The 12,982-nt window shown below is 62.1% G+C and carries 13 protein-coding genes; 6 read left to right on the top strand and 7 right to left on the bottom strand.

Annotated elements, in window-relative coordinates; translation table 11 throughout:
• Positions 1-39 precede the first annotated feature (39 nt).
• Positions 40-891, bottom strand: coding sequence for an MIP/aquaporin family protein (locus HU763_RS19125; protein ID WP_186685123.1), 852 nt, complete (start codon positions 889-891; stop codon positions 40-42).
• Positions 892-1,185: 294 nt separating this feature from the next.
• Here HU763_RS19125 and ybaK point away from each other — a divergent pair, with 294 nt between their 5' ends.
• Complete coding sequence (ybaK, locus tag HU763_RS19120) at positions 1,186-1,656, top strand: Cys-tRNA(Pro) deacylase (RefSeq protein ID WP_170031938.1); 471 nt, start codon at positions 1,186-1,188, stop codon at positions 1,654-1,656.
• A gap of 68 nt (positions 1,657-1,724) precedes the next feature.
• Here ybaK and HU763_RS19115 read toward each other — a convergent pair whose 3' ends face one another.
• Positions 1,725-2,834, bottom strand: a complete 1,110-nt coding sequence (locus HU763_RS19115; RefSeq protein ID WP_170031935.1) for an ABC transporter ATP-binding protein — start codon at positions 2,832-2,834, stop codon at positions 1,725-1,727.
• A complete protein-coding gene (argF, locus tag HU763_RS19110; RefSeq protein WP_186685121.1) occupies positions 2,831-3,751 on the bottom strand; it encodes an ornithine carbamoyltransferase in 921 nt (306 codons plus the stop codon). Before argF ends, HU763_RS19115 begins: the two co-directional genes overlap by 4 nt.
• Before the next feature lie 377 nt (positions 3,752-4,128).
• Between argF and HU763_RS19105 the strand changes: the two genes are divergently transcribed.
• Together HU763_RS19105 and grxD are read left to right on the top strand one after the other, a co-directional pair.
• Positions 4,129-6,237, top strand: coding sequence for a molybdopterin-dependent oxidoreductase (locus HU763_RS19105; RefSeq protein ID WP_186685119.1), 2,109 nt, complete (start codon positions 4,129-4,131; stop codon positions 6,235-6,237).
• A 91-nt stretch (positions 6,238-6,328) separates the two neighbouring features.
• Positions 6,329-6,664 carry a Grx4 family monothiol glutaredoxin gene (gene grxD / locus HU763_RS19100; RefSeq protein WP_003254949.1) on the top strand — a complete coding sequence of 112 codons (336 nt, stop codon included), beginning with the start codon at positions 6,329-6,331 and terminating at the stop codon, positions 6,662-6,664.
• 57 nt (positions 6,665-6,721) lie between these two features.
• Here the strand turns inward: grxD and bfr are convergent, their stop codons facing one another.
• Together bfr and HU763_RS19090 are read right to left on the bottom strand one after the other, a co-directional pair.
• Positions 6,722-7,195, bottom strand: a complete 474-nt coding sequence (gene bfr, locus HU763_RS19095) for a bacterioferritin (RefSeq protein WP_170031926.1) — start codon at positions 7,193-7,195, stop codon at positions 6,722-6,724.
• A 200-nt stretch (positions 7,196-7,395) separates the two neighbouring features.
• Positions 7,396-7,614, bottom strand: coding sequence for a bacterioferritin-associated ferredoxin (locus HU763_RS19090; RefSeq protein WP_003254947.1), 219 nt, complete (start codon positions 7,612-7,614; stop codon positions 7,396-7,398).
• Between the two features lie 223 nt (positions 7,615-7,837).
• Between HU763_RS19090 and HU763_RS19085 the strand changes: the two genes are divergently transcribed.
• Positions 7,838-8,440 carry a peroxiredoxin gene (locus HU763_RS19085; RefSeq protein WP_003254945.1) on the top strand — a complete coding sequence of 201 codons (603 nt, stop codon included), beginning with the start codon at positions 7,838-7,840 and terminating at the stop codon, positions 8,438-8,440.
• Positions 8,441-8,665: 225 nt separating this feature from the next.
• Here HU763_RS19085 and rnt read toward each other — a convergent pair whose 3' ends face one another.
• Positions 8,666-9,277: a ribonuclease T gene (rnt, locus tag HU763_RS19080; RefSeq protein ID WP_225932836.1), complete on the bottom strand. Its 612-nt coding sequence runs from the start codon at positions 9,275-9,277 to the stop codon at positions 8,666-8,668.
• Between the two features lie 59 nt (positions 9,278-9,336).
• A complete protein-coding gene (gene pyrC, locus HU763_RS19075) occupies positions 9,337-10,383 on the bottom strand; it encodes a dihydroorotase (protein WP_186685117.1) in 1,047 nt (348 codons plus the stop codon).
• A 130-nt stretch (positions 10,384-10,513) separates the two neighbouring features.
• Here pyrC and HU763_RS19070 point away from each other — a divergent pair, with 130 nt between their 5' ends.
• Both HU763_RS19070 and HU763_RS19065 read left to right on the top strand, forming a co-directional pair.
• On the top strand, positions 10,514-11,464 hold the full coding sequence (locus HU763_RS19070; RefSeq protein ID WP_186685115.1) for a flagellar protein MotY: 951 nt from the start codon (positions 10,514-10,516) through the stop codon (positions 11,462-11,464).
• Positions 11,465-11,728: 264 nt separating this feature from the next.
• Entirely contained in the window at positions 11,729-12,946 is a 1,218-nt protein-coding gene (locus HU763_RS19065) for an argininosuccinate synthase (RefSeq protein ID WP_013973956.1), read from the top strand.
• Positions 12,947-12,982: the final 36 nt, after the last annotated feature.

The raw sequence follows: 12,982 nt of genomic DNA, 5'->3' as shown, positions 1-12,982 counted from the left end.
TGCGCAATTAGGGGTTCAGGGCGGGGCGTGATGCCGCCATCAATTGACTTGAGTATCGCCCTGGCGATTGTCGTTTGTCTCAGGTTCCACGGCGGCTGCCGCCGGCAGGTTGCGGGCGATCAGGCCGCGGTAGGTCGCGGCACCCAGGCAGGCGCCAAGTATCGGTGCGAACACCGGAACCAGGAAATATGGCATGTCCCGACCGCCAGTGAAGGCGATTTCGCCCCAGCCAGCCAGGAAGGTCATGAGTTTTGGCCCGAAATCGCGCGCCGGGTTCATCGCAAAGCCGGTCAGCGGGCCCATGGCACTGCCGATCACGGCGATCAGCAGGCCGATCAGCAGCGGGGCCATGGCGCCACGTGGCAGGCCGTTGTTGTCGTCGGTCAGGGCCATGATCACGCTCATCAGGATGGCGGTGATGATCACTTCGACGAGGAACGCCTGGCCGGTGGACAGCGACGGGTGCGGGTAGGTGGAGAACACTGCGGCCAGTTCGAGGCTGGCTTCGCTGCCGCGCAACATCGCGTGGGCCTGTTCGAAATCGAAGAACAGGTTGCTGTACAGGCTATAGACCAGCGTCGCGCCACAGAATGCGCCGCACACCTGGGCCAGCATGTAGAAGGGCAGCTTGCGCTTGTCGAAACCGGCGAACAGGGTGAGGGCGATGCTCACTGCCGGGTTCAGGTGCGCGCCGGAAATACCGGCGGTGAGGTAGATCGCCATGCTGACGCCTACGCCCCAGATGATACTGATTTCCCACAGGCCGAAGCTGGCACCCGCGACCTTGAGCGCGGCGACGCAGCCGGTACCGAAGAAGATGAGCAGGGCGGTGCCGAGAAATTCGGCCAGGCATTGGCTGGACAGCGTGGGTTGGCGTAGAGCAGTCGTCATGTATGACCTCGTTTTTGTTTTGTTGTGAGGCGCTTGGCGCTCGACAGCAAAGCCTGGAATCGATCCCCATTGATCCCGGGCTGATGTAGGAAACGCACCTTAAAAGGGCATCATTTATTCAGAAACGAAAAAATATAGACAAGAAACGCTGATGTCAAAGGTCGAAAGTGAACGGTCAGTCACGATTTGAGCGCTCGCTTGCGGTGCGACTGCCGCGCTAGAGCGGCGCGCTGGCTGCGATGCGGGAATTGCCCTAAAGTAGCCGCCGAGAGCCGTCTCGACCGGAGCCCCTGCATGACCCCCGCCCTAGACCTGTTGAAGAAACACCGCGCGGAACACCGTGTGCACAGTTACGAACATGACCCCAAGTCCGCGTCCTACGGCCTGGAGGCAGCGGAAAAGCTCGGGCTCGACCCGCAGCAGGTGTTCAAGACCTTGCTGGCGAGCAGCGAGAAGGGCGAGTTGCTGGTGGCGGTGGTGCCCGTGGTCGGCACGCTGGACCTCAAGGCCCTGGCCCATGCCGCCGGGGTGAAGAAGTGCGAGATGGCCGACCCGGCGGTGGCACAGCGTGCCACCGGGTACCTGGTGGGCGGCATCAGCCCGCTGGGGCAGAAGAAGCGCCTGCGCACCTTTATCGACGACTCGGCGCAGCAGTTCGCGACCATTCATGTCAGTGCTGGACGACGTGGATTGGAGGTAGAGTTGGCGGCGGCGGTATTGGCCGAATATACCCAGGGCAAGTTTGCCGGTATTGGTCGGGGCTGAGCGGACGCAATAGCCTGTAGGAGCGGCCTTGCGTCGCGATGGGCCGCAAGGCGGCCCCACACTCTGTATCAGGTCGCCGAACTGTAGCGACGAACACCATTCTCCAGCTGCGGCAACTGCGCCGCCACACTGCCCGGCACCGGGAACAGCACCAGGTGGTCGGCTTTCACTGCGATCCCCACATCGTCACCGACCTGATGGTCACTGTGGCTGGGGAATATCGCTTCCAGTTGGCTGCCGGTGGGCAGTTGCAGGCGGTAGAGCGTCGATGCCCCGAGGAAACTCTTGCCGACGATATTGGCCTGCAGCGGGCTGCCCGGTGCATGCACGATATCGTCGGGGCGCAGCAGAACATCCACCGAGCTGCCTGGGGCCATGATGTAGGCTCGGTTGCCGCGCAGTTCACCCAGTTCGGTGTTGACCGCCTCGTGGCTGCTCATCTGCCCACGGATGAAATACCCCTGGCCGATGAAACTGGCGACGAACGGCGTCTGCGGCTCGTGGTAAAGGTTGTAGGGGGTATCCCATTGCTCCAGGCGGCCTTCCTTGAATACGCCCACCTGGTCGCTGACGGCAAAGGCTTCCTCCTGGTCATGGGTAACCAGGATGGCGCTGGTGCCACGGCTCTTGAGGATGTCGCGAACTTCATGGCTCAGGCGCCGACGCAATTCCACATCGAGGTTGGAGAACGGCTCGTCGAGCAGTAGCAACTGTGGCTCGGGCGCCAGTGCACGGGCCAGTGCGACCCGTTGCTGTTGCCCCCCGGACAGTTCATGCGGATAGCGCCCGCCCAGGCCGCCCAGCTTGACCAGTTCGAGCATCTCTTCGATGACTTCGGCCTGGCGCGGGTGCTTGGCGATGCCGAAGGCAATGTTCTGCGCCACGGTCAGGTGCGGGAACAGCGCGTAGTCCTGGAACACCATGCCGATGCGGCGTTTTTCCGGGGCCAGGGTGAACCCGGCCCGGGAAATGACCTCGCCGGCCAGCTGGATCTCGCCTTCGTGCACCGGCTCGAAGCCGGCGATCGCGCGCAGGGTGGTGGTCTTGCCACAACCGGAGGAACCCAGCAGGCAACCGATGTCGCCTGCGTTGAGGTGCAGGTTGAGGTTCTGGACGATGCGCTGGTCGCCATAGCCGCAGGCGAGGTTGCGCAGGTTGAGCAGTAAGGGTTGACTCATGCGTGGTGGTAAGCCGGTTCGACAAGGAATTCGAGAAGGGCCTTCTGTGCATGCAGGCGGTTTTCAGCCTGGTCCCAGGCGACCGAACGTGGGTCGTCGAGCAGGTCATGGCTGATTTCCTCACCACGGTGGGCTGGCAAGCAGTGCATGAACAGGGCGTCGGGTGCCGCCAGGTCGAGCAGTTCGCGGGTGACCTGGTAAGGCGCGAAATGCGCCAGGCGCCGTGCAGTTTCCTCCTCCTGGCCCATCGAAGTCCAGACGTCCGTGGTCACCAGGTGGGCGCCGCGCACGGCTTCCTTCGGGTCGCGGACGATCTGCACGTGGTCGCCGCCGATGGCCATGAAGCGTGGGTCCGGTTCGTAGCCTTGCGGGCAGGCGATACGCAGCTGGAAGTCGAACTGCCTGGCTGCCTCGATATACGAGTTGCACATGTTGAAGCCGTCGCCGATCCAGGCCACGGTCTTGCCCTGGATCGACCCGCGCTGTTCGAGGAACGTCTGCATGTCGGCCAGCAGTTGGCACGGGTGCGATTCGTCGGACAGCGCATTGATCACCGGCACGCGCGAATGGGCGGCGAATTCGGTGAGGGTGCTGTGGGCATGGGTACGGATCATCACCACGTCGAGCATGCTCGACAGCACGATGGCGCTGTCGGCGATCGGCTCGCCCCGGCCCAGCTGGGTGTCACGTGGTGACAGGAAGATGGCCTGGCCGCCGAGCTGGATCATGCCGGCCTCGAACGACACCCGGGTACGCGTCGAGGATTTCTCGAAGATCATGCCCAGTACGCGGTTCTTCAGGGGCTCGAACAGCACGCCTCGCTTGCGCAGGTCCTTCAGCTCGATGCCGCGGCGGATCACCCCGAGCAATTCGTCGGTGGTGAAGTCCAGCAGGGAGAGAAAGTGCCTAGCGCTCATGATTGACTACCTTATCTGCAACGGTATGCAGGTCGACCGTATGGTTTTTTTTGACAACGGGAGTGACCTGCGGCGTAAGCCGCACGGAGGCGGACGAAATAGGAAAGGCGCAATACTATAAGTAAATGTCGCCTGAAGCCAAGAGGAGAAACAGCAGCTCGGTGCCAAAGGGTGTTGCAAGGGGTGTATCGAGCGACCGGCAGTGCTGTTTTTTATTTGCTACAGAGGGTTGTACACGGCTTGCTGGCAAGTTGGCAAATGGCTGTCGCAAATCGTGTGCCTGATGTCGGTGGATTCATGCCGCGAAGTGCGCTGGTCGAGGGGCTGCGCCCAGGCGCATAGTCGCATTGGTCCATTACCACGAGGCAGAGGCGGCCATGACCAAGACCCTGCACCACCGTGCCTGTCACCTATGCGAGGCGATCTGCGGGCTGAACATCGAAGTCAGCCATGAACAAGGCGGACGGGCGCTGATCCATTCGATCAAGGGCGACCCGCAGGACCCGTTCAGCCGCGGGCATGTCTGCCCCAAGGCAGTTGCCCTGCAGGATATCCAGAACGACCCCGATCGCCTGCGCCAGCCGCACAAGCGGGTAGGTGAGCGTTGGCAGGCCATTGGTTGGGACGAAGCCTTCGCCCTGGCCGCCGACCGGCTGTGGGCGATCCAGCAGGCCCATGGGCGCAATGCCGTTGCGGTCTACCAGGGCAACCCCAGCGTGCACAACTACGGTTTGATGACCCACAGCAACTACTTCCTCGGCTTGCTGAAAACCCGCAACCGCTTTTCTGCCACCTCGGTTGACCAGTTGCTGCAACACCTGGTCAGCCATCTGCTGTATGGCCATGGCCTGCTGTTGCCGATCCCGGACATCGACCACACCGGCTTCATGCTGATCCTCGGCGGCAACCCGCTGGCCTCGAATGGCAGCATCATGACGGTGCCGGACGTGGAAAAGCGCCTGAAGGCGCTGCGAGCCCGGGGCGGGCGCCTGGTGGTGGTGGACCCGCGCCGCAGCGAAACAGCGGCAATTGCCGACAGCCACTTGTTCATCCGCCCTGGCACAGATGCGGCGCTGTTGTGCGGCTTGCTCAACACCCTGTTCGAAGAAGGCCTGGGGCGCGGCTCGCACTTGTCGGTTGCAGGCCTGCAGCAGGTGCGCGAAGCGATCGCGCCGTTCAATGCCGAGGCGATGAGTGCCCACTGTGGCATTGCCGCAGCAGACATTCGCCAGCTGGCGCGGGATTTCGCGGCGGCCGACAAAGCGGTGTGCTACGGCCGTATGGGCGTCTCGACCCAGGCGTTCGGCACCCTCTGCCATTGGCTGGTGCAACTGATCAACCTGGTGACTGGCAACCTCGATCGGGAAGGCGGCGCGTTGTGCACCGTACCTGCCGTCGACCTGGTGGCGACCACCTCCGGTGGCCATTTCAATGCCTGGCAAAGCCGCGTGTCGGGCTTGCCCGAATATGGGGGCGAGCTGCCCGTGGCGGCCCTGGCCGAAGAGATACTGACCCCCGGCGACGGGCAGGTACGGGCACTGGTGACGGTAGCCGGCAACCCGGTGCTGTCCACGCCTAACGGCCGCCAGCTGGACGCCGCGCTTGAAGGGCTGGAATTCATGCTCTGCATCGACTTGTACATCAATGAGACAACCCGCCATGCCGACCTGATCCTGCCCTCCACCTCGGCGCTGGAAAACGACCATTACGACACCACGTTCAATCTGCTGGCAGTGCGCAACGTGACCCGTTTCAACCGGGCGATCCTGGCCAAACCGGAGGGGGCGCTGCACGACTGGGAGATCTTCGTCGGCCTGGCCCAGGCGTTTGCCAGGCGCGCCGCGCTTGAATTGAAACCGACCCTGGCGCCGGCACAGATGATTGACCTGGCGTTGCGCAAGGGGCCTTATGGCGAAGCGACGCCCTGGCAGCTTTCGCTGGCAACACTTGAGCAGCACCCGCATGGCCTTGACCTCGGGCCGTTGCGTGCCAACCTCGCCGCGCGCCTGGCGACCGCCAGCAAGGCGGTCGAGGCCGCGCCACCAGTGCTGCTGGATGACCTGCGTCGGCTGGCGCAACAGCCTGCACCAGCAGCGGGCGAACTGTTGCTCATCGGCCGCCGCCACGTGCGCAGCAACAACTCGTGGATGCACAACTTCCACCGCCTGGTAAAGGGCAAGCCGCGCCATCAGTTGCTGATGCATCCACAAGACCTGCAGCAGCGGCAACTGCAGGACGGCCAGCGCGTGCGCATACGTTCGCGCACCGGCACGCTGGAGGTCGAAGTGCAGGCATGTGATGACATCATGCCGGGTGTAGTCAGCCTGCCCCATGGTTTTGGCCATGCGCGGCATGGGGTACGCCTGCAGGTAGCCCGGGCGCAACCAGGCGTAAGTGCCAACGACCTCACCGACGAGCGCCTGCGTGACCCTGTTTCCGGCAATGCAGTGCTCAATGGCGTACCCGTGCAGATCGAGGCCGTGTAGGGAACGGTAAGGCCGAGCATGCTGCTCGGCTTTCCGTTACAATGCCTCACCGTGCCGACGATCGCGTCGGAAAGTTCAGCCGAGGTGCTACATGGATATCATCGAAACGATCAAAGAGCAGATTGCCAACAACACCATTCTGCTTTACATGAAAGGCTCGCCGAATGCCCCGCAGTGTGGCTTCTCTGCGCGTGCATCGCAGGCCGTGATGGGTTGTGGCGAGAAGTTCGCCTACGTCGACATCCTGCAGAACCCGGAAATTCGCGCCAACCTGCCAAAATATGCCAACTGGCCGACTTTCCCGCAGCTGTGGGTAGCCGGTGAGCTGGTTGGCGGTAGCGACATCATGTTGGAAATGTTCGAGAAGGGTGAGCTGCAGACCCTGATCAAGGAAGCGGCTGCCAAGGCCAAGGCTTCCGAAGCCTGATTTTCCGGCAAGCATGAAAAAACCCGCTGAGAGCGGGTTTTTTCATGCGCCGGATATTTACTCTTCGCCCATCTGCGACTGCAGGTAGTTTTCGATACCGACCTTGTCGATGAGCCCCAGCTGGGTTTCCAGCCAGTCGATGTGTTCTTCCTCGGCTTCGAGGATGTCTTCGAGGATGTCGCGCGAGCCGAAGTCGCCAGCGGTCTCGCAGTGGGCGATGGCTGCCTTGAGGTCGACCAGGCCTTTCTGTTCGATCTTCAGGTCGCATTCGAGCATTTCTTTGGTGTGCTCGCCGATCAGCAGCTTGCCCAGGTCCTGGACGTTGGGGATGCCTTCGAGGAACAGAATACGCTTGATCAGTTTGTCAGCGTGCTTCATCTCATCGATGGATTCCTTGTACTCGTGCTTGCCGAGCTTGTTCAGGCCCCAATCTTCGTACATGCGCGCGTGCAGGAAGTACTGGTTGATTGCGACCAGCTCGTTTCCGAGGATCTTGTTGAGATGCTGGATGACGCTTACGTCGCCTTTCATGTCGGGTTCCTGCCCTGTAGAAGTGTGCCAATACCCCGAAGTTTGAGCCCGATACCTAGGTGTGTCAAACCTAAGTTATTGAATAATAAATGAAAATTAATAGGAATAAGAATGTTTGTGAACCGCGTTGGAACGCTAACTTATTGAATTCTGGGCATAAAAAAACCGGACGCAAGGTCCGGTTCTTGGAATTCTGGCTTTCAGGCGGCGGTAAATTCTACCGGGTAGGGCAGGGCTGCCTGGCTGACCTGAAGCTCGGTCAGGGTCTCGCGGACCACCTGCTTGGCCACGCAGGCGCATTTGCCACACTGGCTGGCGACGTTGGTCGCGGCGCGCACTTCCTTGTAACTGCAGCATCCTTCATAGATCGCATCGCGGATCTGTCCGTCGGTAACGCCGACACAAAGACACACATACATAGAGGCTGACCATCGTTGCTAGGCTCGATGGGGTGGAGCTTAATGTTAATGAGAATGCTTGTCAAAGGACTTTCTGGAAGGGCCGTGCTTGAGCGACCGGCGGTTGCTTCGTCGTTGGAGTCGGCCTGTCACCAGAAGCCGTGTATGATGGTTGGCCTTTGTTGGATGTCGGGCAGCCTGTCTGGCCCGGCAAACGGTTCTTCACCCTCATCAGGAGATTACAATGAGCGTACTCGTTGGTAAGAAAGCCCCCGATTTCACCGTTCCAGCCGTGCTGGGCAATGGCGAGATCGTCGACAGCTTCAACCTGGCTTCGGCCATCAAGGGCAAGTACGGCCTGGTGTTCTTCTACCCGCTGGACTTCACCTTCGTCTGCCCGTCCGAGCTGATCGCCCTGGACAACCGCATCCCTGACTTCCAGGCCCGCAACGTTGAAGTGATCGGTGTGTCGATCGACTCGCACTTCACCCACAACGCCTGGCGTAACACCCCGGTCAACAACGGCGGTATCGGCCAGGTCAAGTACACCCTGGCTGCCGACATGACCCACGAAATCTGCAAGGCCTACGACGTCGAGTCCGAAGGCGGCGTGGCTTTCCGTGGTGCCTTCCTGATCGACACCAACGGTGTGGTTCGTTCGCAGATCGTCAACGACCTGCCACTGGGCCGTAACATGGACGAGCTGCTGCGCCTGGTCGACGCCCTGCAGTTCCACGAAGAGCACGGCGAAGTCTGCCCTGCCAACTGGAAGAAAGGCGACAAAGGCATGAACGCTTCGCCAGAAGGCGTTGCTGCCTACCTGAGCGAGAACGCTGGCAAGCTGTAATTGCCGCGCGCATGAAAAAACCGGCCCTTTCGGCCGGTTTTTTTGTGTCTGGCTTCTGCGAGCGCTTTACGCGCCTATCGCGACACAAGGCCGCTCCTGCAGGTTTTATGCGAACCGAGCTGCGCCCAAGGTGGTGGGCAGGTATCCAGCATCTGGAGCGCAGCTCAAACTCCTTAGGAGCGGCCTTGTGTCGCGATGGGCCGCAAAGCGGCCCCGGATGTCAGATCAGTCGTTGAAATCGCGCCAGCCGCCCATCTCTTTCCAGCGGTTGACGATGCCGCAGAACAGCTCGGCAGTCTTCTCGGTGTCGTAACGGGCCGAGTGCGCTTCCCGCCCGTCAAAGTCGATGTCGGCGCTCTGGCAGGCCCGCGCCAGTACGGTCTGGCCGTAGGCCAGGCCCGCCAGGGTAGCGGTGTCGAAGCTGGAGAACGGGTGGAACGGGTTGCGCTTGAGGTCGTTGCGCATCACCGCTGCATTGAGGAAGCCAAGGTCGAAACTGCTGTTGTGGCCTACCAGAATCGCCCGCTTGCAGCCATTGGCCTTGAGCGCCTTGCGTACGCCACGGAAGATGTCGGTCAGCGCGCTTTCCTCACTCACCGCCATGCGCAGCGGGTGATCCAGCTTGATGCCGGTGAACTCCAGTGCGGCCGGCTCGATGTTGGCGCCTTCGAAGGGCTCAACCCGGTGGAAGTAGGTGTGCTCGGGGAATAGAAAACCCTTTTCGTCCATGCCGATGGTAACTGCGGCAATTTCCAGCAGGGCGTCGGTGGCGCTGTTGAAGCCACCGGTTTCAACGTCCACCACAACTGGCAGGTAGCCACGGAAGCGTTCGGCCATCGGGTGACGCGAACCGCTGCTGCCCTGGGTGTCGAGGTCGTCTTCGTAGAGGTCTTCGCTCACGCGTTTTCCTCCAGCAGGCGCCAGCGCAGTTTTTCGCCGGCGCGCAGCGGGACTACGGTCTGCTCGCCAAACGGCAGGCTGTCCGGGGCGGTCCATTCTTCGCGAACCAGGGTAATGGTGTCGGTGTTCGCCGGCAGGCCATAGAAGGCCGGGCCGTGCAGGCTGGCGAAGCCTTCCAGCTTGTCCAGCGCGTTACGCTGCTCGAACGCTTCGGCGTACATCTCGATGGCTGCGTAGGCGGTGTAGCACCCGGCGCAGCCGCAGGCAGCTTCCTTGGCGTGGCGGGCGTGCGGGGCCGAGTCGGTGCCCAGGAAGAACTTCGGGTTGCCGCTGGTGGCGGCGTCCAGCAGTGCCACCTGGTGGGTGTTGCGCTTGAGGATCGGCAGGCAGTAGAAGTGCGGACGAATGCCGCCCACCAGCATGTGGTTGCGGTTGTACAGCAAATGCTGGGCGGTAATGGTCGCGCCGACGTTGGCCGGGGCCTCGCTGACGAACTGGGCGGCATCGCTGGTGGTGATGTGCTCGAACACCACTTTCAGCGTCGGGAAGCGTTCGACCACACGGCGCATGTGCTCATCGATGAAACGCTTCTCGCGGTCGAACACGTCGATCTCGCTGCGCGTCACTTCGCCGTGCACCAACAGTGGCATGCCGACTTCTGCCAGCGCCTCGATGGCCGGGAAGATATTGTCGATGCTGGTCACGCCCGAGTCGGAGTTGGTGGTAGCACCGGCTGGGTACAGCTTGGCGGCATGCACGAAGCCGCTGGCCTTGGCCGCGCGGATGTCCTCGGGGCTGGTGCGGTCGGTGAGGTACAGCACCATCAGCGGCTCGAAGCGGCTGCCGGCCGGCCGGGCGGCGAGGATGCGCTCACGGTAGGCGCCGGCCTCGGCAGCATTGCGAACCGGTGGAACCAGGTTGGGCATGATGATGGCACGGGCGAAGGTACGCGCCACGTCGCCAACGGTGTGGGGCAGGACGGCACCATCGCGCAGATGGATGTGCCAGTCGTCGGGACGCAGGAGGGTCAGGCGATCGGACATTGGGGATTCCAGGCGGGTCGAACTCAAGCCCCAATGCTACCGGAAAACCCTGGGGCGAGCACGGCTATCAAGTTTTCCGCCTGACGTCCGATAGCCTGCAGGTAAGCCGTCAGAATTTGTGGAGCCGCCCGTGCGCCAGCGTTACCTAGCCCTAATGACCCTGTTCGCCAGTCTGCCGGCCGGCGCGCTGACCTTCCAGACACGCATGGAGAACATTGCCTGGAAGGTCGAGGGTGACCAGTTCGAATGCCGGCTGGTGCAGCCGATCGACGGCTTTGGCAGTGGTGAGTTCGTGCGCCGTGCGGGCGAACAGCCGGTGTTCCAGCTGCGTTCGGACAGCAACGCGCTGGGTGCCGGCACCGCGACCTTGCTGGCCGCCGCTGCGCCGTGGCAACCCGGGCGCAGCGACATCAACCTGGGCAGCGTGCGCATGGCCCGCACTGGCGTGTTGTTCAGCTCGTCGCAGGGCCAGGCCAGCCGGCTGATCAATGGCCTGCTCGACGGCCGCAGCACCGTAGTGCGCAATTATGCCGGCGAGGCGGGCAGGCCGATGGAAGTGCGGGTGCTGCCGGTCAGCTTTGCCAAGGCCTACAGCGACTACCAGGCCTGTGCCGGCAAGCTGCTGCCGATGAACTATGACCAGGTGCGCCAGACCCAGGTAGGCTTCCCTGGCGGCGGTTTCGAACTGGATCAGTCGGCCAAGGCGCGGCTGGATGTCATCCTCGACTACATGAAGGCCGACCCGACAGTGAACCATGTCGAACTCAACGGCCACTCGGACAACAGCGGCAACCGCCTGACCAACCGCGATATGTCGCGCCGCCGCGCACTGGCCGTGGCTGACTATCTGAAGGCTCATGGCGTGCCGGAAGAGCAGATCGTGGTGCGCTTCCATGGCGAGCGTTACCCGCTGGCGAAGAACAATAGTGCTGCCAATCGGGCGCGGAATCGCCGGGTGAATATCGAGCTGGACCGGGTAGCAGTGGTGGAGAAGGCGGTTGAACAGCCGGCGCCTGCTGTTGCTCCTGCGCCCGCTCCAGCCGGTCCGGCTGCTGCTGCGCCGGGGGCGAAAACACCCTGAATCCAGAGGGGCGCATGGCAGGGGATTGCGTCAGGGCCACCCGCTGTTCGTCACAACGCCTTCAGCGCCTGTCAGATCGAGCGCCGCGCCGGCGGCGCTCGATCTCATAGGCACCAAAGATGCCAGGGCGTGCCCTTTGGCAATCGCCGTCGCCCTTCCGACAGTTCCTGTCGCTTTGTCGTCAGAAGCTGTCGCCCCACTGTAAATTTATTTGCAACGCCGTTAGAATCGACGCCTTTCCGTACAACCCCGTGGAGTGATGGCATGGCGGACGTAAAAAAGGTCGTACTGGCGTATTCCGGCGGCCTTGATACTTCGGTGATTCTCAAGTGGCTGCAGGATACCTACAACTGCGAAGTGGTGACCTTCACCGCTGACCTCGGGCAGGGCGAAGAGGTCGAGCCGGCCCGCGCCAAGGCCCAGGCAATGGGCGTTAAAGAGATCTACATCGACGACCTGCGCGAAGAGTTCGTGCGTGATTTCGTGTTCCCGATGTTCCGCGCCAACACCGTCTACGAAGGTGAGTACCTGCTGGGTACCTCCATCGCACGTCCGCTGATCGCCAAGCGCCTGATCGAAATCGCCAACGAAACCGGCGCTGACGCCATTTCCCACGGCGCCACCGGCAAGGGTAACGACCAGGTGCGTTTCGAGCTGGGTGCGTATGCCCTGAAACCAGGCGTCAAGGTCATCGCTCCATGGCGCGAGTGGGACCTGCTGTCCCGCGAAAAGCTGATGGACTATGCCGAGAAGCATGGTATTCCGATCGAGCGTCACGGCAAGAAGAAGTCGCCATACTCGATGGACGCCAACCTGCTGCACATCTCCTACGAAGGCGGTGTCCTGGAAGATACCTGGACCGAGCACGAAGAAGACATGTGGCGCTGGAGCGTCTCGCCCGAGAACGCCCCGGACCAGGCCACCTACATCGAGCTGACCTACCGCAACGGTGACATCGTTGCCATCGACGGCGTCGAGAAGACCCCGGCCACCGTGCTGGCCGACCTGAACCGTATCGGTGGTGCCAATGGCATCGGCCGTCTCGACATCGTCGAGAACCGTTACGTCGGCATGAAGTCGCGTGGTTGCTACGAAACCCCTGGCGGCACCATCATGCTCAAGGCTCACCGTGCCATCGAGTCGATCACCCTGGACCGCGAAGTCGCTCACCTGAAGGATGAGCTGATGCCGAAGTATGCCAGCCTGATCTACACCGGTTACTGGTGGAGCCCGGAGCGCCTGATGCTGCAGCAGATGATCGACGCTTCGCAGGTCAACGTGAACGGCGTGGTGCGTCTGAAGCTGTACAAAGGCAATGTCACCGTGGTCGGCCGCAAGTCGGACGACTCGCTGTTCGACGCCAACATCGCCACCTTCGAGGAAGATGGCGGCGCCTACAACCAGGCGGACGCTGCCGGCTTCATCAAGCTCAACGCACTGCGGATGCGCATTGCCGCCAACAAGGGCCGTTCGCTGCTCTGATTGCTGGCGCATGCCATGGAAACCCCGGCCCGGCCG

Source organism: Pseudomonas anuradhapurensis (genome assembly GCF_014269225.2).
GTDB lineage: Bacteria > Pseudomonadota > Gammaproteobacteria > Pseudomonadales > Pseudomonadaceae > Aquipseudomonas > Aquipseudomonas anuradhapurensis.
This window is presented reverse-complemented; position numbering and strand designations above follow the sequence as displayed.